The sequence below is a fragment of the Streptomyces sp. NPDC006335 genome, assembly GCF_040612795.1.
GTDB lineage: Bacteria > Actinomycetota > Actinomycetes > Streptomycetales > Streptomycetaceae > Streptomyces.
Genome location: NZ_JBEXQX010000006.1, coordinates 32,187 through 51,716 on the forward strand (window position 1 = coordinate 32,187; position 19,530 = coordinate 51,716).

Sequence of the window (19,530 nt, forward strand, 5' to 3'; positions counted from 1 at the left end):
CCCCACGACGGGGTCCCCATGGTGGGTCTTACGGGTCTTGGCCGGGGCCGGTTTGCTGGTGGGTGTCCGCAGCCGTGCCGGGGTTCCCGGCCGCTGAACTCCGGTCCCTAGGAGGGGTCATGTCCAAGTCCGCAGCCGCAGCCGCGGCCGCCACCACGACGTCGTCGGAAGAGTGCCCGGTCGAGGTCGTGGTCGTCGCCGAGGACGTCGAGAACGACGACCCGTACGTGCCCTGACCTGATCCGCAGCTGTTCTCCCGGGGTGTTCCTCCTCGTGCCCGTTCGGGCCGGGGAGGGACACCCTCCCTGTGATGGAGGAGGATTTCGTGCGCCACGTGTATGTCGGGCCGACGCTCGCGCGGACCGAGCCGTTGCTGTCGGAGCCCGGTGTACGGGTGCTGCCGCCGATCAGGCACGGTGACCTGTTCGACGCCGCGGTCCGCGAGGGCGACACTGTCGTGATCATCGACGGGGTGTATCACCAGGCGCCGGCGCTGCGGCACAAGGAGATCCTGGCCGCGATGGGCCGGGGCGTGCGAGTGATCGGGGCGGCCAGCATCGGCGCCCTGCGGGCCGCCGAACTCGACACTTTCGGGATGCTCGGCGTCGGCGCCGTCTACACCGCCTACGCCCAGCGGGAGATCAGCGGCGACGACGAGGTCGCGGTCGGCCAGGCCCCGGACGGCGAGGGGCAGGCGCTGACCTGGCCCCTGGTGAACCTGCGGCACGTCCTGGCCCTGGCCCGGGCGGACGGGATCCTCGACGAGGCACGCTCGCAGCGGCTGCTGGCCGCACTGCGCGCCGTCTACTACCCGCAACGCACCACGGCCGCCGTTCGGGCTGTCTGCCAGCGCCAGGGGGAGGGGGAGCTCGCGGGGTGGCTGGACGAACGACGCGAGGGTGACCGGTACTTCGGCGACCTCAAGCGCCTCGATGCCCTCGCCGCCGTCCGCACCGCCCTGGGAGGCCGGATCCCGGCCGGACCGGTGCTGGACCCCGGGACGTGGGACAACGTGTATTTCCGGGGCTGGTCCAATCACTTCGCCCGCCACACCGTGGACGGCACCGAGTTGTCGGCCCGGGACCGGGTGGTCTACCAGCAGGTGTTCGACGAGGACTTCCGGGAGCGGTGGGCTGACTTCCTCGCCCACCGTTCCCGGCATCCAGCCTGTGGCCAGGGCCTCCCGCTGTCCGAACGGCTCCGGCAGGCGACCGGTGGTGTGCTGCCCGCGCACCGGGTCTTCCACCCGGCGCTCGACCTGCGCGATGAGGCGACCCTCGCGCTGCTGTTGGCTGGCGAGACCCGCGAGGATCGCGACGCGATCGCCCGCTACGCCGATGTCCGCGCCGCCTGGCGGCGCGAGCGGGCCGGGGCGACGGACGTGTCGGATGACCTTGCCCGCCGGGTCCTGCTCCTGGTGTGGCGCTGCCGTCCGAAGGCGCTCGATGCGGAGGCGTCGGCCCGCGGCCTGGTCAGCGGCGCCCACGCCGTCGAGGCGGTCAAGCGGCTAGTGCCCGGCTTCCTCGCCGATCAGAAAGTAGGGACTGAGACGACAGAGGGGGCCTGTGGTGGGCAGTGAGGGCCTGGTGGAACTGGCGGGGACGGTGCGTGCCCGGAGCCCGCAGGACACGTGGGAGCTGCTGGAGGGGCGGCTTGGGGAGTACGGAATCACGCGGGTCGCCGATCTGACCCGCCTCGACTGCATCGGGCTGCCGGTGTGGACGGCGATCAGACCCGCCTCCCGCACCTTGAGCACCTCGCAGGGCAAGGGCTCCACCGACTTGCTGGCGAAGCTGTCGGCGGTGTGCGAGGCGATCGAGCTGTGGCACGTCGAGCAGCCGCTGCCCGTGTCTGCCCACGGCCCCGCGAACGAGGTCGGTGGGCATTGCCCGTTGACCGCGCTGCCACTGACCGTCCCCTACACCGCAAGCGTGTTGGGCCGGATGGTGTGGGACTGGACGACGGGCAGCGCTCTGGTCAGCGGGGACAAGGTATTGGTGCCCGTGGACGTGGTGCGTCGGCGAGTTCAGCGGCCGGAGTGGAGTCCGGACCTGGTGAGGGCCACCAGCACCGGTCTGGCCTGCGGGAACAGTCGTGACGAGGCGCTCGTGCACGCCTTGTGCGAGGTCGTCGAGAGGGATGTCCTCTACCGCGACGGCCAGTCCGGAGGACGGCGCCGCACGCTCATCGACCCCGTCACGGTGGACGATCCATACGCCCGCGAGGTCATCGGCCGTCTGACGACGGCGCAGATGGCGCTGGAGATCTCGCTGGTCGACGGCCCCTACGGGCTGCCCGTCGCCCTGGCCTACGTGTGGTCGGAGGACCTGCCGATGGTGTTCGCCGGCGGCGGCTGCCATCCCAGCGCTGCCATCGCGCTCACCCGGGCGCTGACCGAGGCTGCGCAGTCCCGGCTCACCGTGATCTCGGGGACCCGGGACGACCTGCCCAGCGAACCGGCCGGTGCCGACCACATCCCCGCCTTCCACCCCGCTCAGCGCACCGGCCTGGCCGACTGGCAGCACGCCATCGCGCAGTACGCCCCGGTGTGCGGCGGCTTCGCCGACCAGGTCGCCGAGCTCGCCCGCCGCATCCAGCGCGTCACCCGTCACGAACCGCTCGCCCTGGACCTGTCCGACCCGGTCGCCCCGGTTCACGTGGTGCAGGTCGTGGTTCCGGGCACCCGCTCACGCATCATGAGGACGATGCCGCGATGACCCACCACCCCCTCCCACAAAAAGCCCCCGCCGCAACGCCGGCGTCGGCGGCCGCGTTCGACGCCTGGCACTCCGTCCGGGCGCGCGGTGGATCGCTGGTCGCCCGCCTGTACGCCGAGGCGATGGGCGAGCGCTACCCGCACGAGGTCGCCGCGAACAGCTCGCTGGACTGGCCGCTGCTGGGGATGCTGGTCGCCCGCCTGCAGATGACGCCCGGCCAGCTCCTGGTCGACGCAGGGTGCGGAACCGGCGGGGTTGGCCTGTGGCTGGCCCGAGCCCTGTCGGTCCGCGTGACCGGCATCGACCAGGCGCAGGCCGCCATCACCCAGGCAACCGCCCGCGCCAACCGCTTCGTCGCCGCCGACCGCGCGCTCTTCCGCGTCGCCCGTCTCGAGGACAGCGGCCTGGCCGACGGCTACGCGGCCGCCGTGGTGTGCGTGGACGCCCTCTCCTTCGCCGCCGACCGGACGGCCGCGCTGCGGGAATTCGGCCGCGTTCTTGCCCCCGGCGGCCGCCTCGCCCTCACCCGTGCGGTACGGCGCGACGCCGAACCGGACTTCGAGGCGCACGCCGGGACGGCCGGGCTGATCCTGGAGCACGTCGACGAGCGCCCCGAGGAACCCGCCACCTGGGAAAGGCTGTTCCGGCTGTGGATCCGTCACGCGGACACCCTCACCCGCGAGCTCGGTGAGGCGGAGGCGCAGAACATGCTGGCCACCGCGAACCGACGGCTCCCGACCCTGCCCGGGCGGCGCGCGGTCCTGCTGACCCTGCGCCGCCCGGTGACAGGCCCCGCGGCCGATACGATGACCGGGCCCGGCCACCCTCACGGCGGGCGCGTACCGGACGAGAGGACCCAGCAGTGAGCCAGCACCCCGCCCGTGCGGCGGTGTTCTCCGCCGGCTCCTGGGGCACCGCCGCGGCGACGATTCTCGCGGACGCCGGCACCAGCGTCGTCCTGCACGCCCGGCGCGCCACGATCGCCGATGCGATCAACACCGGCCACCGCAACCCGGACTACTTCCCGGACGTCGAGCTGCCTGCCTCGCTGACCGCCACGACCGATCCGGCGGCCGCGCTGGAGGGCGCCGACTACCTCGTCCTGTCCGTGCCCGCGCAGTCCCTGCGCCAGTGCCTGACCGCGTGGACGCCCCACATCGGGACCCAGACGCTGATCGTCTCCCTGATGAAGGGCATCGAGACCCACAGTCATCTGCGGGCCAGCGAGATCATCCGCGAGGTGACCGGCGTCGGTGCAGAGCGGGTCGCGGTGCTGTCCGGGCCGAATCTGGCGCGGGAGATCATGGCCCGCCAGCCCGCGGCCGCCACCATCGCCTGCGCCGACGAAGACGCCGCCCGCCGTTTCCAGGCCGCGTGCCACACCCCGTACTTCCGGCCCTACACCTCCACCGACGTGATCGGCTGCGAGATGGGCGGCGCGCTCAAGAACGTCATCGCCCTGGCCGTCGGCATCGCCTCCGGCCTGGGCCTCGGCGACAACGCCACGGCGCTGATCATGACGAGGGGGTTGGCGGAGAGCATCCGGCTGGCCACCGCGATGGGCGCCCAGCCCGCGACCCTCGCCGGACTGTCCGGCATGGGCGACCTGGTCGCCACCTGCTCTTCCCCGCTCTCGCGCAACCGCACCTTCGGCACCTACCTCGGCGCGGGCCTGAGCGTCGACGAGGCCGCCGCCGCGACGAAGCAGACCACCGAAGGCGTCAAGAGCGCGCAGGCGATCCTCGACCTCGCCCGCACCCACGGCGTCGACATGCCGATCACGACCGTGGTCACCGCAGTCCTCACCGGCAAGGTCGCCCTCGACGAAGCCGTCGCCGCCCTCATGCAGCGGCCCCCCAAGCCCGAATAAGCATCTCCACCACCGCCTTCGCCCCTCCTCACTCGGAGGTTTCCTGTCATGCCCGCAGCCTTACTGACCGCTGCTCAAATCGCCGCGACGGCCGTCCTGGTGGCATGGATGATTGCCGGCTTCACCCGCAGGCCCGGCCGCTGGATGCGGTACCTCCTCTTCTCTCGGGCCACCTTCGTGATCATCGACCTCACCGGCACCAAGGACGGGCACAGCGAGCCCGTCAATCCGTACGCGTTCCTGAGCCCGGGCACGTTCCTGCTGCCCCCGCCCCAGCTCCAGGCGGTCGTCGATCACCTGATCCGCGCCGGCCGGTACGACCGGATCGACGGGCGCGGCAGGTGCCTGTCCGTCAAGGGTGAGCAGCCGATCGAGGTGAGGGACAGCCGTGTGGCTCTATGACGCCGTGACCTCCGGTTTCGGCAGCCCGACCGACCCGGGACGGCTCCAGATGTTCCGCATCGTCTACGGCACCGTGCTCGCCGTACGGTTCGTGCTCTCCTTCGGCCAGGGCGGCTGGAGGCGGTTCGCACCCGGATCGCTCAGCCTCAACCTTGCCCTCCAGCGGTTCGGCCCCAGCCGCGGACGCCTCCTCGCCGGCGCCTACCGGCCCTTGCTCATCCTGCGCACGGCGGCCGCCCTCGTCCTGGCCGCCGGCCTCGCGCCGCGGTTGTCTCTGCTGCTGGTGTTGGCCGGGGCCGCCATGGAGCTGCTCTACCTCAAGAGCCCCAGCGCCGTACGGTTCACCCTCTTGACCGGAGCGTGCCTGCTGGCCGCCGGAGACCTGGGCCATGGCCTGACCATCGACCACCATCCCAGCACGGCTAACACCTGGGCCCAAGCGCTCCTGGTGCTCGTCACCACCGATCTCTACTGGAACAGCGCCGTGCAGAAGTGGCGCTCCCGCCAGTTCCGCAGCGGTCTCTTCCTGGCCCAGTGGATGCATGCCTACAACCAGCTCAAGGACCGCGTCCCCTACCGCCGCCAGCACGCCATCCCTGGCTTCGTCCACCGCCGCACCGGCAACCTCACTACCCGCGACATCCGCTTGTGGCGGCTCGTCGCGGTCACCGTCATCACCGCCGAGATCGCCCTGCCCTGCCTGCTGCTGGTCCCGGCCACCATCCCGTACGCCATCGCCATGGGCATCGGGATGCACGCTGCTTTCACCTGCCTCAAACCCCGCCAACTACTGACGTTCTCGGGACTCACCGTCGGGTCGTACATCGCATTCATCTGCTGAAAGGCGTCATGGAAGCACGCTGCCGAAGCTCGCGGGCAACGTCCGCATGGCCGCCCGCTGACGGACCCGCCACCTTTGCGGTCTGAGGATCACCATTTCGTCCAGCCCGGGAGGGGACCAACAGCGTTATGTGACAGTCGTGTTGATGTCGATGGCTGCCCGCTGAGGGCAACGGCTGCGGTGATAGCATTCCCGCGTCCGCGACCTTGATCCACTCAGGTCGGGTGCCATATGGGGGTTGGCTTCCTTGCCGTGACAGCAGCCGTTTGTTGCTGGTGAATGCGCTGTGGATCATCGCGCGATAGATCCGTCGATGTCTGCAACCGTGCCGGGAAAGGCTCCCATGAATCAAGTGGCACTCATATGGTGCCTGGCTTCGGTGGCGGCGATAGCCGTTGCTGCGGTCGTGGCGCTCACTCTACGTAGCCGAGCCCTGAGGGCGAAACTGCGGCGGGCCGAGGCTGACGTGGCGCAGGCGCAAGAAGCCGCTCGGCGTCAGGTAGAGGCTGCCAACAGCCAGTTGGTGCAGTTCCAGCAGGAGCAGGCCGACGTCATCCGAGAAGCTGAGCAGGTCGCCGAGGACAGGACCAAGGGCGTCCTGAAGGGATCGGCCCGGTTCTTGCAGAGTCTCGCCGCGGAGATGACGATGCTCCTGGACGGGATTCAGCGCGAGTACGGAAACCACCCCGTCCTGAAGGACCTGCTCGAAGTGCGCCACGCGAACGCGCAGATGGCACGCAAGGCCGAGGGCATCGCGGTCCTGTGCGGCGGACCGCTCGGCCGCCGCACAAAGCCGGCGAGCATCTACGACGTGGTGCGCAGCGCCCAGGGCCAGATCCGCAACTTCCAGCGTGTGGGCATCATGCAGGGCAGCAATGTCGCGCTGAAGGCGACGGCAGTCACGCCGGTGGCTCTGACGGTCGCGGAGCTGCTGGACAACGCCGCGACGTTCTCGCAGCATGATGCGCCGATCGACGTAACGTTCCAGCGAGTGCAGGACAACGTCTGCATCGTGATCGACGACGCGGGCGTCAGCATGAGCGACGAGGACCGACAGGCCGCGATGGAGCTGCTGTCGGGTGAAACACCGCCCAGGCTGTCCCAATTGGGGAACCAGCCCAAGTTCGGCTTCCCCGTAATCGGTCTGCTTGCCCGTCAGCACGGCTTCGGCGTCGATGTCACTGGCGTTTCCCGGTACGGCGGCGTCAGGGCCGTGGTTCGTCTGCCCAAGGAGCTGTGGACCATGGAGGAGACGCCGCCGCCTGCCCAGGACGCACCTGTGAGCATCCGGCGCAACGAGGGCCAGCCCAGGCAGCCGCAGGCGGTTGATCCTGTCGGACGTACCGCCCACGGACTCCCAAAGCGCGGCCAGCGTCAGACGCCCATCGCAAGTGTCACCGACGCCGGTCGTCGGGAAGAGTCGTCGTCGGTGCGCGAGGTCGCCCCTAGCCGTTCCAGGCTCGCCGGCTTCCAGCGCGGCACTCTCCTGGGCCGCGAAGATGAGGCATCGCTCGAAGGGTCTGAGGACCGATGACCACCGCAGATCTGTCGTGGATGGTCGAGGACATCGTGGCCAACGTCCCTGGTGCGCTGCATGCCGTCGTGTTGTCCGCGGACGGCATATCCAAGGGCTCGACGGATGGCTTGACCGACGCCGATGTCCGGACGATCTCCGCTGCTATGGCCGGCATGCAGTCGCTCAGCCGGGCCACGGCTCGGTTCGCGGGCCCGGTGCAGAACTGGCGGTGGAATCAGACCCTCGTCGAGTTCGAGGACGGATGGGTCTTCGTGACCGAGGCGGGCAAGGGCGCCTACCTGGCTGCTGCCGCCGCTCCTGATGTTGATTTGGGGGCGATCTCGTTCCGCATGCAACGGCTGGTCGCCCGGCTCGGAGACCAGCTCACCTCCGCACCCCGCGTGAGCGGCGCGAGGGCCGTGACGGTCGATGCCCAGCTGGCCGAGGACGAGACGTCGGGCGGACAGGGCTTCGTGCTCGCTGAGCTGGACAAGGCGGTTGCCGGGGTCAGGGGAGCGCGCCACGCCGTCCTGCTCGGCACTGATGGCCTGCCCCGGGGGACGACATCGGGCATCGGCAAGGACATGGCAGACGTCATCTCCGCCGCCATGTCGGGGTTGGTGGCCTACAGCCGGGCCACCGCGCAGTTCGCCGGCGGGCTCCAGGACACGTGGCGCCAGACGCTCGTGGAGTTCGAGCACGGCTGGGTCTTCCTGATCGCGGCCGGTGACGGGGCCTATCTGGTGGCGTCGGCTGAACACGACTGCGATATCGAGACGTTCGTTTCGCGCCTGGTAGACGTGGTGCCCGCGCTGAACGCGGCCTCAGCACCGCAGACAGGGACGGTGGGCCATGCATGACGATCAAGAACCGCCACTGGAACTGACGCACGAATTAGTTCCACTCCATGTGATTGCCGAAGGCCGAGCCCTGCCCGCGGACCACGAGTACTCGCGCACGGCGCTCGTGACCGCCCTGGAATACTCGTCTGCTGCCGCGCGCACGCTCACCCCTGAGGCCCGCAAGGTCCTGCACCTGGTCTCCAATGGGCTTCTGTCCGTGGCGGAGGTGGCCGGGCGCACAGAACTGCCGCTGGGCATCACGCGCATGCTGATTCAGCACCTGGTCGAGCTCGGGCTTGTCTTCGTGCGGCCCCCGACTCCGCGGGCGGTGTCCCACGACCGCGCACTGCTCCAAGCCGTCATCGACGGCTTGGAGAAGAAGACTCTCGGAGCGTGACATGTACCTGGAACCAACCGTCACCACGGCCGTAAAGGTCCTCGTCGTGGGCCCCTTCGGGGTCGGCAAGACCACGTATATCGGCAGCCTCTCCGAGATCGTCCCCCTCCAGACCGAAGAGGAAATCACCGAGGCCAGCGAGGGATACGACGACCTCGCGAACATGCCGGACAAGACCACCACCACCGTGGCCATGGACTTCGGGCGGCTCACTCTCAACGAGCAGCTGGTCCTCTATCTCTTCGGAACGCCGGGACAAGAGCGTTTCAAGGAGATGTGGGAGGAACTGTCGAGAGGCGCTCTGGGCGCCCTGGTGCTCGTCGATCCCGATCGGCTTGACGAGGCGTTCCCGGTGCTGGACCTGGTCGAAAAATTCGACCTACCCCTGACCATCGGCGTCAACACCAAGGACGGGAGGCCGAAATACGATCTCGATGAGATACGCGAGGCCCTACTCCTCCCTGAGGAGATCCCCGTCGTGAACGTCGATGCGCGCAATCAGCAGTCGTCGGCCGAGGCACTCATCACCCTCGTGCAACACCTCATGTCCACCCTTGTCTAGGAGCCACGGCATGCAGCACCACCCCGACACCACCCCGGAGATCCCGCCCGGCTGCCCCGCACACGGCAACGTTGCGCTGTACGGCCCGCAGTTCGGCTCCGACATCGAGGGCACCTACGAGTACCTGCGCTCGCTCGGCCCGATCGCCCCGGTGAACATTGCGCCCGAGGTCGAGGTCGAGCTGGTCACCAGCTACGACACGGCGCTGAAGATCCTGCACGATCCCACGACGTTCGTCCGGGACTCCCGCCGCTGGAACGCCCTCAACGAGGGGCGGATCCCCCCGGACAGCCCGGCCCTGCCCATGATGGGCTATCGACCCAACGCGCTCTTCGCGGACGGCGCGCGCCATGCTCGGTTGCGCCAGGCCGTCACCGAGAGTCTGGCCACGATCAACGAGCTCCAGCTGGTTCGGCAGGTGCAGCAGTCAGCCGGTTATCTGATCAGCAGCTTCGGCGCCCGCGGGCAGGCAGACCTGATGGCGGACTACGCGGGGCCGTTGCCGCTGCTGGTTTTCAGCGAGCTGTTCGGCTGCCCAGCGGAGATCGGTGACCGTGTCATCGCAGGGATCACCGGGATTTTCGAGGGCACCCCCGGTGCGGACGAGATACTCGGCGGGGCTCTGATGGAGCTGATCGCTCTCAAGCGCCGAAGCCCCGGAGCGGACCTGACGACGCGTCTGATGGTGCACCCCGCCCAGCTCACTGACGAGGAAGTACTCCACCAGCTCGTCACCCTGCTCTCCGGCGGGACCGCGCCGCTGACGGCCGCCATCGGCACCGCAACCGCTCTGTACCTCAGCGAGGACTGGGCCGAAGGGCTTTCGGTCGAGGACGCGGTAGCCCAGACGCTGTGGAAGTACCCGCCGATCGCCAACTACGCGGCCCACTACCCCACCCACGACGTCGAGATCGACGGCAAGACGCTGCACGCCGGCGACCCGGTCCTCATCAGCTTCGCGGCGGCCAACAACGACCCCAAACTGGCCGCGCACCGCGAGCAGCTCAGCTCCAAGGCGCATCTCGCGTTCGGAGCCGGGCCGCACGCCTGCCCGGCCAAGGATCCGGCCGTGATGATCGTCATCAGTGCCGTGGAGGCGCTGCTCAACCGGCTGCCCGACGTCGAAACCCGCATCGCGTTCAAGTCGCTCGCCTGGAGCGAAGGACCGTGGAGCCGTTCGCTGGTGACGGTCCCCATCCGGTTCACTGCGCCCCTGGCACGGGCAGCCGCTCCCGTAACCCCCAAGGCCACGGAGACCGTCCGCTCGACGGCGGCACCCGCCACACCCACCGCCTCCCGACCGGCTCACGCTGCACCGGCTAAGGGCTTGTTCAGCCGCTTCTTGGCATGGACGAGGGGCGAGTGACGTAAGTAACCCTATAAGAACACTGTGTTATTGGATGCTTCAATCACCCGGCGGGTACGTATGGCGGCTGTGCTCAGAAAGGGGCCGTCATCGTGGGAAGCGTCACGACTCCGTCGTTCGACCGCCGGACCGCAATATCCCTCATCTCCCGTCTGCGGACGGCACGAGGCCAGGACAATCCCTTCCCGATCTACAAGGAGCTCCGCTCCCAGGGCCCGATCGTTCCCGCGCCCTGGGGCGGATACCTCGTGACCAGCTACGACCTGTGCGACCAAATACTGCGCAACGGCGCCTGGCTGGAGCCGGACAGACCCTGGCGAGAACGACAGGGACCCCGCACCCGATGGAGCGCCCCTTCGGCCCGGGAGATAGGGAGCACGCTGCCCTCCCTCAACCCACCGGACCACACCCGTGCCCGCCGGGCGGCCAGCACCTTCGACCGCGGGACCATCGAGCGACTGGGCCAGACCGTCACCCAGACCACCGACCAACTCCTCGACACCCTCACCGACCGGCTACGTGACGGAGAAGCAGACTTTGCCGCCCTGGTGAGCGAAGAACTACCGATCGCCACCATCGGCAACTGGATCGATCTGCCCACCGCCGACTGGCCCAGACTGCGGGAACTGACCCACGAACAGGTCTACACCCAAGAACTACTCCCCTCCGCAAGCCAGCTGGCCCGTTCCGACGTCGCCATGGCCGAATTGCGCGCATACTTCCTGGACCTGGTACGCGACCGGCGCACTCGCCTGCGCGAGGATCCCGTGTCACGGTGGATCACAACATGGGACGCCCTCGAACCCGACCAGGACAAGGCCGACCAAGAGGTCTACTACCTGGCCCTGTTCGTCCTGCTGGCGGCCCTGGAGACCACCTCCACCCTGCTGTCGACGATGACGCTCCTGCTGGTAGAGAACCCGCGCCACTGGGACCTGGTCGCCTCCGATCCCGACGAACTCGTGCCCGCTTTCGTCGAGGAGACGCTGCGCTACGACCCTCCTACCCACGTCATCAGCCGCGTCTCCGCCACCGACTGTCTCCTGGAGGGCGTCCAGATCCGCAAGGACGACATGGTCCACCTCATGGTGGGCGCCGCCCACCGGGACCCGGCCAAGCACTCCCGTCCCGGACGTTTCGACCCCCACCGCAGACCCGCTCATCTCGCCTTCAGCGGAGGCATCCACTACTGCCTCGGCGCCCCGCTGGCCCGGCTGGAGGCTCAGACCCTGCTCCGTCAACTGATCAGTCGCCTCCCCCGCCTCACTCTCGTGCGACCACCGGCGAGAGCCCCCAGAGTGGCGTTCAGGCGATTGCTGAACTTGGATGTTGCCCTCGCATGAACGAAATGCCCGCTCCCCTCAACGCGCCCTCCGGCGATGCAATACACGTCGAGCAAGACGGACCCGTGCTCCACGTACAGCTGAATCCCTCCGGCCACGACGACACGCTGAGCATCGCCGTGGTGGACGCGCTCACCGAACTCCTCGACGACCTACAGCCTGACATCCGGGTGTTGATCCTCTCCTCGCTGGGCGAGGACTTCTGCACGGGAGCCGATCGCAGCGAGTACGCTGCCGCCCTCACCATGGACCCGACGGGCGCCTACCTTCGACGAATCGGCGACAGAGCCCACCGTCTCTGTCAGGCCCTGGAGAGCACGCAGGCCGTCACCATCGGAAAGCTCCACGGCGGCGTCCTGGGCGCCGGCCTCGCACTCGCCGCCTACTGCGACCTTCGGGCAGGCGCGGACACCTGCCGGTTCCGCATGCCGGAGGTCGGGGTGGGGCTCCCGCCTGCCTGGGGAGGTGCCATGGGACGCCTGATCTCCGAGGCTGGCGGAGCCAGGATCCGCGAGCTCATGCTCACCTGCGACCAGTTCGACGCGTCCGTTGCCTATCGCCTCGGTCTCCTCCACAAGGTGGCTCCCCTCGACCAGCTGGACCAGATCATCGAGGCCTGGACGCGACCGCTGCTGCGGCGCTCGCACGAGGCCCTCGTGCTGACCAAACGCATGCTGGCCAGTTACGCCCGCGCCGACCGTACGGCCGACGTCGCCCTTCTCGACTCCCACCTCCTGACGTCCCAACTCGCCCGGATGGGATAGGTACCTCATTCCGCGGCGGTTGCTACGAGGTGCCGGCCCAATCGCCGGTCACCAACGGCCCAGCTTCGTCCGTCCAACCCGGGCTCGGGACTGACGAGCGCGCAGTTTGTGGTGTCGCTGCGCCTATGGGAAGGCCTCGCGGCCGCCCTGCCTGAGATCCGACGGGCGCTTTCTGGCTGATCACACACGGGATCGAGGAAGGCGTTACTGCACACTGCTCGCCGCTAGTGACGGTCACGCGGATGAAAGATGAGGTTCGCCGTGAACTGCCTGAGAGCCTTCCTTACAACCTTGCTTCGGTGAGGGACATGAAGATCGTCGTGCACTGAGCGAATGGACAGACGGCCCTCACCTACGGCGCCTCCGTTCCCTGCGCGGAACCAGGCTGCGTCGCTTTCGAGTGCGAGAGCCAGTGGGCACTCGCCCTGCGTCGGCGTCTCGAGGAACTGGCCCGGCTCGTGGTCGCGACCTGCCCACGTCCCCTCTGACAGAAGCGACGAACCGCGGCCGGTAGCCGGTGCGGCAGTGCTGAGCCCAGAGATCAGGGCGCTGTCCATGAAACAGGACTCGCCCGCCTGTACTGGGACGCGCTGCCCTGCAACTGCGCCTCTGTCCCCTAGCGTTTCAGGAGGTGTAGAGCGCTCGGTGCATGGTGTACGCCTCGTGATCTCCGGAGCTGAGGGCATTCACGATCTCGTCGGCCAACTGCCGGTACTCCGCGGCCTGTTCGCCGTTGAGGGTAATACCTACGGTCTTCCCGACGGGCGCGGCCAGTTTCAGAGACGCCTTGAGCAGGGGCGGGACCGGCAACTGCATCACGTCCAGCGCGCGGCGGAAGGCGCCTACCCACCCGGTAGCCCTCAGCCGGTCGTTGCGCAGAAGGCTTTGTTCGACATCATCGAGGACCTCGGCGAGCGCGGTGTCGCGGGCCTGCCCCGCCTCGGCCTGGTCCAGCATGCTGTAGCAGGCCTTGAGGTGCCGGAGATGGCCCTCCCAGTCCTCCTGAAGGTACAGACTGGTCAGTTGCCGACCACCAGGCTCGTGTAGAACGTAGCCCTGGCGCGGGTCTTCTTCCGTGCTGGAGTGCGGCTTGTCCAGCTGAAGCGTGGACGGAAGACGGTCCACAATCGAATACCAGCTGTTCAGGGCATTGTTGACCACGTCCACGGTCTGGTTGTCGAGTTCCTTCGAGTAGACCTGGTTCAACTGAAGCAGAGGCCGCTCCAGCAGCCAGAACGCGGACAGAAAGAACAGATCATCAGGCACGAGAACGTTCGGCATCAGAGTTCCTCCCCCAGTCGGTGTCGAGTGCGCGCGGTCAGGCCGCCTCGAAAAGCACGGTCATGATGGTCTCCGCACCCGTGCGCGCAGCCATGATGCGGGCCGTTCCAGGCCCCCTCTTTGGGTGCCGCATCGGACGGGCCAAGTCATTCAGTCCCGAGCGGGCTTCCGCAACCCGGAGCAGATGGCGGTCCGCGCGAGCCCGTGCGTACAGGTCGCGCAGTGCCGATTCGTCCGGATGACGAAGGTGCAGCAGCCTCAGCTCCTCCATCAGGGGTGGAACCCACTGCGTGTCCCACTCCAGCAGTATCTCGCCGGCCTGGTGACCGGACAGCGCCCAGCTCCACCAGTTCGCCGGCACACCAGCGTTGGCGAACAGTTCGGCGAAGGGCTCGTTCCAGGCGCGCAGACGGCCGTCGGGCGTGACGACACAGGCCATCTCTCGCTGCCCGGCAATCACGGTTTCCCAGTGCGCAGACGGAGGCTCGGCGGGCAGGATCGGTTCTGCGCGGAAAAGTTCGAGGTAGCAGACCCGCGCGTGGTGCGGAGTAAAGCCCAGCACCCGCATCAGGTCCATCAAACGTTCAGGGCTCGGGCGCTTTCGTCCCGACCGGACCTTCTCGTAGTACCCGAAGCCCGCCTCCATGGCTTGGTCGACCTCGTGCATCGTCAGCCCGGGGTCGTCGAGCGCCCGACCTCTGTGTGCCGGCAGAGGGGGCAGTCCCGCCTCCGCTCGCGTCCGCTTAGCCCGGTACTCGTCCAACAGCCGCCTGTAGAGCGGCAGTCCTGTCTCCGTAAACACCGAAATTTTCCTGTCTCCCGTTAGTCGCGCAGATCACACGAGTGCGTGGACACTCCGGACACTGCCGGTGCGCACACCACGCTCCTGTTGCGGCCTGATACTGCGAGCCTGCATGATGACGATCAAACCATGCACGGTGTTTGCTTGTAACCCTAGTTCCCGAACGCTCATTACCGCGTGTAACGGACCTGACCCACCCAAAACGGACCTGCTTACCCCAGGTTTCCGTGTGGGATCCCACTTACTCTCGCTAGGAGTCCATGCCTGTGAGCCTCACCGACGCTCCGCGCCCTATTTCCCCTCCGTCCGGCGGCGGATGCCCCGTCCTACACGGCGCAGGGCCGGGCCGTACCAATGCCGATGAGGTCGCCCGCCTGCGCGAGCACGGCCCGGCTCCCGAGGTCGAGCTGCAACCAGGAGGTGTGACCGCCCGGCTCGTCCTCAACCGTGACCTGGTCAAGCTGCTGTCCAGCAGCCCCCACGTCAGCCGAGACTGGGGTCGGCACGGCCCCGCCCACGAAGACAAGCAGGACGTGCCCTGGTACTGGGCTTGGAGTGTGGAAACAGCCGGGCAGAACGCGCTCAACAGCTACGGAGACGCACACAATCGGCTGCGCACACCGATCGTCCTGGCCCTCGCCCGGCGCCGGGTGGACGCGATGGAACCCGTGATCGAGGAAATCGTCAGCGCAGCCCTGGGCGCCCTCGCCGACGGGCCGTCCACCGTCGACCTGGTCCCCTTGTATGCACTGACCGTCGCCCACCAGGTCGTCATCCGCCTGCTCGGCATGCCCGCTGAGCTGCTGCCCGCCTTCCACGCAGCAGCCGCAGGGCTTTTCGCGACGGACGCGTCCGCCGAGGAGATGGCCAGTTCCATGCAGGGCATCCGGGACGTCCTGGCGGAGCTGGTGGCGCTGCGGCGCGCGCAGCCCGGCGGGGACGACCTGGTCAGCGATCTGATCCGGGAAGCGGACAAGGATGTGAGGCCGCTGACCGACGAGGAGCTGCGCGATCAGCTGCTGCTGGTGATCACCGCGGGTGTCGAGACAACGGTGCACGCCATCGGCACCCTGCTGGTCGACCTGATGACCCACGATGAGGCCCGCAGCCAGGCGACGGGCAGCAAGGAGGCCATGGCGGACGCACTGGAGGAGAGCCTTCGCCGCCAGTCGCCTGCCGCCGCCGTTCCCACCCGTTTCATGATCGAGGACGTCACCGACCCCGTCAGCGGGGTGACCCTGCACGCGGGAGAGCGGGTCATCCTCCACCTGGGGGCCGCGGGCACCGACCCGGACGTGCACGAGGCCCCCGACACATTCGACATCACCCGCGACACCTCCCGCCAGCACCTGGCTTTCGGGCACGGCCCCCACTTCTGCCCCGGTGCTGCTCTGGCCCGGCTGGAGATCACCACGGCCGTGTCACGCTTCTTCGAGCGTTTCCCCACCACCCGCCTGACCAGCACATCACTGGAGCCGGTGGAGGGATTCATTCTCACCGGCCACAAGTCCATCCCAGTACAACTAGCTCGCTAGGGCAGGAAACCCAGGTGGGCCGCAGCGCGGATGCGCTGCGGCCCACCTGGGTTTTGCGTAACCACCGGAAGCGAAGCCCGGCGGCTGACTTCGTCACTTCGCTGGCTCAGGCCGGTTTGTGTCGTTCCGGGCTGGCGCCAACTCTTCCCAGCCCGCCCATGGCGAGGCCTCGAAGAGAGTGATCCCGCGTTCCACGGACAGGTCCAGATGTCGCGCCACGTGCGGCTCGGCGATCAACCGAACCATCGTCTCGTTGAGCCTGGCAATCGCCGCCGGCAGGTCGCGGTACGAGAGCCGGTACCGGGCGTCCCGCCCTGTGTAGCCGTCCACCCAGTCTTCGGCTGCCCGCATCGGCTCTACACCCGGCAGAAGCTCCCTCAGGTCGCGCGACTCCGCGAGGAAGCCAGCGATCCACGGAATGTACGCCTTCCACAGGAAGCCGAAGAGCGGGTGCCCCTGCTCCAGGGCGATCCGCAAGGCAGCCCGAACCTCTGTTACACGAGGAGTCGCGACTGCGAGGAGAATCGAGGCGTCGACCACCGTCTGAAGGCGCGGCAGGACGGCCTGTGGCAGGAGGTCCTGAATCATGGATTCCTGGACCACCGCGTAGGCCACCTTTTCCACTGGGCCACCCTCCGAACTGCCGGTTTCGGGCCTGAAGTGGTGGTAGAACGCCCCCCGACCCACGTCGGCCGCCCGGTAGATGTCCTGAGCCTCGGTGGCGACGTAGCCCTGATCGGCGAAGACGCGGCTCGCCGCAGCCAGGATCTTGCGCCTGGTCTCCCGACCGCTCCTCGTCGAACCACCACGGTCCCCGACCGGTTCCCTGACCACCCGCGTGCCTCCTGTTGTCCTCCGGGCTTGGTGCCCTGGGCTGTGATCTGGGTCCACCGCGCTTGCAGAACACGACGGTTTCGCCCGTGTGGATGATCACCGACGTTAGCCGGACCGGCGGTCCGCGCACCACTCCGCCGTTGACCGCCTCGGGCATGCATGGTTGAGTCCAGTCACCAGAACATGCGCGGTGTTCGCTTACATAGCCAACATCGATCAGGTTCAAGCCGGAACAGCGTATCCGAGTCTCAATGCTCGACTGCTGCATGCACAGTGTTTGCTACGAACGGGCTGCCTGGACCGGGTGCGGTTCGAACTAGAGGTTCCAGGCTGCTGTACGGGATTGGTGCGGACCGTGCGGCAGTTGCCCCGGCCCCCGCGCCAGACATCCCCGGCTGGCCCGGGCCACGACCCTCCTTGTTCGCGCACGAGGACAGTTCGTGGGCCAGTCGCGCGCCACAAGAGCAGATCTGAACCAGGACACAACGATGGCCGCTCCCCTGTTGGCGCAGGGAAACGGCCACCGGCGACTCGCCCGAGTCAACGCACCACCAGAGATCGGAACCCAACCAACCCACTGGGGTGCTCTAGCAGGCGTGTGGAACCACGCCCGCAGTCAGGATAGTCATGCCCACGTTCCGACGGATCATTTTCACCGTCCTTCGGCTATGACTTTCCTGCGATGGCTAGAGCTCCCCGCTCCACGAGGGGAGACCCGTGCTTTCTCCGACACCCCGTCGTCTTGATCAATACCTCCCGGTCGGAGGCGGCTCATACGGGGCACGTCGACGCCGTCGTCTGCGGCAGTTGCTTTGCCGGTCGCGGGCAGTAGCGCGTCGAGTCGTTGCCCTCCCGTCAGGATGCTCGGCAGCCCTGCTGTAGCCGGCCAGCCTTGGCAGCTACGGCCGTTCCCGCGTCTCGGCAGGCGCCACAGCACTCGGCCGGAAGCCAGAGCGCTGCCTCGCCCAGCCATCCCCAGCTTCCAGGATCCCACCCAGTCCTATTCCAGCTCGTGCCGGAGCTGGCCATGACCTGGCGGCAACTCCTGGGCCTGTCATGCGCACCTCGCGCGCGGGGGCTGTGCGTCTGCTGTTCAGCCTGCGTCGTTACCGCGTCCCTGCCCACAGCGCGCAGCCCCTCCACCTCATGAATGCCACCTCGCTTTGGAGTGCCACCGTGCACCGTTCTCTCGCCACTCCTCCTTCACCCTCAGCAGTCCGACAGGCACCAGAAGTGACTGTCCGGTACCGAGATGTTCTAGGTGTGCCGCATGCAGCCCGGCTGCTGGGCGGGACACTGATCGGGCGTATGCCGACCGGAATGGCGCCTCTGGCCATCGTCCTGGTAGGCGTCGAGGCGGGGAGCTTCGGTGTGGCGGGCGGGTTGGCCGCCCTGTATCTGCTGGCCAACGCGGCGGGGGGCCCGTTGTCCGGCCGCCTGATTGATCGCCACGGACAAACGTGGCCACTCGTAGCGGGCGCGATCGTGGCCGGGGCCGGTTTCCTGTCCTTGGCCGCAGCGGGTGATCGGCCGACGGTTGCCGTCGTTTCCGTGGCGGCAGCCGGCCTTGCACGGCCACCACACGACGCGAGCCTTCGGGCTCTCTGGAACAGGCTTCTGCCCTCCCGTGAGCACGAGCGCGTAGCGCTCTCTCTGGACGCGGCCAGCCAAGAAATCATCTACATCGTCGGGCCGCTGACCGTCGCCGCGGTCGCGGTGACGGGATCGCCGCGTGCGGCCTTGGTGGTGACAGCCGTGGTGGGCTTGGCTGGGACGCTTCTAGTGGTCAGCACCCCACCGTCTCGTTCGTGGCGCGGCCGGAGCCGGCGTCCTGACTGGCTGGGGCCGCTGCGGTCGCGGGGCCTGCGCCCTGTGTACCTGGCGATGCTGTGCGCCGGGATCCCGATGGGGGCGCTCACCCCTCTCGCGGTCCAGGTGGCCGATCGTCTGCACGACGCCGACTTGGCCGGGACGCTTCCGGCGTCCGTGTCGGTCGGCGCCTTGTTCGGCGGGCTCGTCTATGGGGTGAGGTCCTGGCCCGGCAGCACCCCTCGGCATCTGGTGGTTCTGACCGGCGCGTTCGGCGCCAGCTGGCTCCTGCTGCTCATGGCGGAGAGCCCCGCCATGACGCTGGCGGTTGGCCTCCTACCGGGCCTGTTCATGGCGCCGCTGCTCGCCGCTGCCTACCTGCGCACCTCCGCCCTCGCACCAACCGGATCTGTCACAGAAGCGGCCGCTCTGCTGGTGGCCGCGCAGGACATCGGCTGCGCCGTCGGCGCCGCCCTGGCAGGCCTTTTTCCCACGCCAGCGCTCCTTCCCGTCGGCAGCACCGCGGCCTGCCTGGTCCTCCTCATCGCCCACGGACTCAGTCGCCGTCCGGTCACCGCCCTCGACGGCACCAAGCCCCTTAAGACCAGCGCATAAGCACCCCCTCCCTTCATCCAACGCCTTTCAGGAG

General features: G+C 68.2%; 18 protein-coding genes. 15 read left to right on the forward strand and 3 right to left on the reverse strand.

Features of this window, described 5'->3' with window-relative positions:
* Positions 1–325: 325 nt before the first annotated feature.
* The 13 genes from ABZ098_RS18775 to ABZ098_RS18835 all read left to right on the forward strand — a co-directional run bounded on the left by ABZ098_RS18775 (position 326) and on the right by ABZ098_RS18835 (position 12,620).
* The gene (locus ABZ098_RS18775) at positions 326–1,579 is read left to right on the forward strand and encodes a TfuA-like protein (protein ID WP_356592422.1); all 1,254 of its coding nucleotides are present in this window, start codon (positions 326–328) and stop codon (positions 1,577–1,579) included.
* The gene (locus tag ABZ098_RS18780) at positions 1,569–2,717 is read left to right on the forward strand and encodes a YcaO-like family protein (RefSeq protein ID WP_356592424.1); all 1,149 of its coding nucleotides are present in this window, start codon (positions 1,569–1,571) and stop codon (positions 2,715–2,717) included. The genes ABZ098_RS18775 and ABZ098_RS18780 overlap by 11 nt, the downstream gene beginning before the upstream one ends.
* Complete coding sequence (locus ABZ098_RS18785) at positions 2,714–3,583, forward strand: class I SAM-dependent methyltransferase (RefSeq protein ID WP_356592426.1); 870 nt, start codon at positions 2,714–2,716, stop codon at positions 3,581–3,583. Before ABZ098_RS18780 ends, ABZ098_RS18785 begins: the two co-directional genes overlap by 4 nt.
* Positions 3,580–4,587, forward strand: coding sequence for an NAD(P)H-dependent glycerol-3-phosphate dehydrogenase (locus ABZ098_RS18790; protein WP_356592428.1), 1,008 nt, complete (start codon positions 3,580–3,582; stop codon positions 4,585–4,587). Before ABZ098_RS18785 ends, ABZ098_RS18790 begins: the two co-directional genes overlap by 4 nt.
* A gap of 48 nt (positions 4,588–4,635) precedes the next feature.
* Positions 4,636–4,989, forward strand: a complete 354-nt coding sequence (locus ABZ098_RS18795; protein WP_356592430.1) for a hypothetical protein — start codon at positions 4,636–4,638, stop codon at positions 4,987–4,989.
* Positions 4,976–5,830, forward strand: a complete 855-nt coding sequence (locus ABZ098_RS18800) for a hypothetical protein (protein WP_356592432.1) — start codon at positions 4,976–4,978, stop codon at positions 5,828–5,830. Before ABZ098_RS18795 ends, ABZ098_RS18800 begins: the two co-directional genes overlap by 14 nt.
* A gap of 343 nt (positions 5,831–6,173) precedes the next feature.
* Entirely contained in the window at positions 6,174–7,364 is a 1,191-nt protein-coding gene (locus ABZ098_RS18805) for an ATP-binding protein (RefSeq protein WP_356592434.1), read from the forward strand.
* Positions 7,361–8,206: a roadblock/LC7 domain-containing protein gene (locus tag ABZ098_RS18810; RefSeq protein WP_356592436.1), complete on the forward strand. Its 846-nt coding sequence runs from the start codon at positions 7,361–7,363 to the stop codon at positions 8,204–8,206. Before ABZ098_RS18805 ends, ABZ098_RS18810 begins: the two co-directional genes overlap by 4 nt.
* Positions 8,199–8,585 (forward strand): DUF742 domain-containing protein, encoded by a 387-nt coding sequence (locus ABZ098_RS18815; RefSeq protein ID WP_356592438.1) that lies wholly within the window; start codon positions 8,199–8,201, stop codon positions 8,583–8,585. Before ABZ098_RS18810 ends, ABZ098_RS18815 begins: the two co-directional genes overlap by 8 nt.
* Position 8,586: 1 nt before the next feature.
* Positions 8,587–9,147 carry an ATP/GTP-binding protein gene (locus ABZ098_RS18820; protein WP_356592440.1) on the forward strand — a complete coding sequence of 187 codons (561 nt, stop codon included), beginning with the start codon at positions 8,587–8,589 and terminating at the stop codon, positions 9,145–9,147.
* 10 nt (positions 9,148–9,157) lie between these two features.
* The gene (locus ABZ098_RS18825; protein WP_356592442.1) at positions 9,158–10,513 is read left to right on the forward strand and encodes a cytochrome P450; all 1,356 of its coding nucleotides are present in this window, start codon (positions 9,158–9,160) and stop codon (positions 10,511–10,513) included.
* Positions 10,514–10,605: 92 nt separating this feature from the next.
* Positions 10,606–11,856: a cytochrome P450 gene (locus ABZ098_RS18830; RefSeq protein ID WP_356592444.1), complete on the forward strand. Its 1,251-nt coding sequence runs from the start codon at positions 10,606–10,608 to the stop codon at positions 11,854–11,856.
* Positions 11,853–12,620, forward strand: a complete 768-nt coding sequence (locus tag ABZ098_RS18835; protein WP_356592446.1) for an enoyl-CoA hydratase/isomerase family protein — start codon at positions 11,853–11,855, stop codon at positions 12,618–12,620. Before ABZ098_RS18830 ends, ABZ098_RS18835 begins: the two co-directional genes overlap by 4 nt.
* Before the next feature lie 624 nt (positions 12,621–13,244).
* On the opposite strand, the gene ABZ098_RS18840 is transcribed toward ABZ098_RS18835, so the two are convergent.
* Together ABZ098_RS18840 and ABZ098_RS18845 are read right to left on the reverse strand one after the other, a co-directional pair.
* Complete coding sequence (locus tag ABZ098_RS18840; RefSeq protein ID WP_356592448.1) at positions 13,245–13,901, reverse strand: hypothetical protein; 657 nt, start codon at positions 13,899–13,901, stop codon at positions 13,245–13,247.
* 37 nt (positions 13,902–13,938) lie between these two features.
* On the reverse strand, positions 13,939–14,568 hold the full coding sequence (locus tag ABZ098_RS18845) for a sulfotransferase (protein WP_356592450.1): 630 nt from the start codon (positions 14,566–14,568) through the stop codon (positions 13,939–13,941).
* Between the two features lie 557 nt (positions 14,569–15,125).
* Here ABZ098_RS18845 and ABZ098_RS18850 point away from each other — a divergent pair.
* Positions 15,126–16,238, forward strand: a complete 1,113-nt coding sequence (locus ABZ098_RS18850; RefSeq protein ID WP_356592452.1) for a cytochrome P450 — start codon at positions 15,126–15,128, stop codon at positions 16,236–16,238.
* Between the two features lie 93 nt (positions 16,239–16,331).
* Here the strand turns inward: ABZ098_RS18850 and ABZ098_RS18855 are convergent, their stop codons facing one another.
* Entirely contained in the window at positions 16,332–17,072 is a 741-nt protein-coding gene (locus ABZ098_RS18855) for a helix-turn-helix domain-containing protein (RefSeq protein WP_356592454.1), read from the reverse strand.
* Between the two features lie 1,263 nt (positions 17,073–18,335).
* Between ABZ098_RS18855 and ABZ098_RS18860 the strand changes: the two genes are divergently transcribed.
* A complete protein-coding gene (locus tag ABZ098_RS18860; protein WP_356592456.1) occupies positions 18,336–19,496 on the forward strand; it encodes an MFS transporter in 1,161 nt (386 codons plus the stop codon).
* The last annotated feature ends 34 nt before the right edge of the window (positions 19,497–19,530 follow it).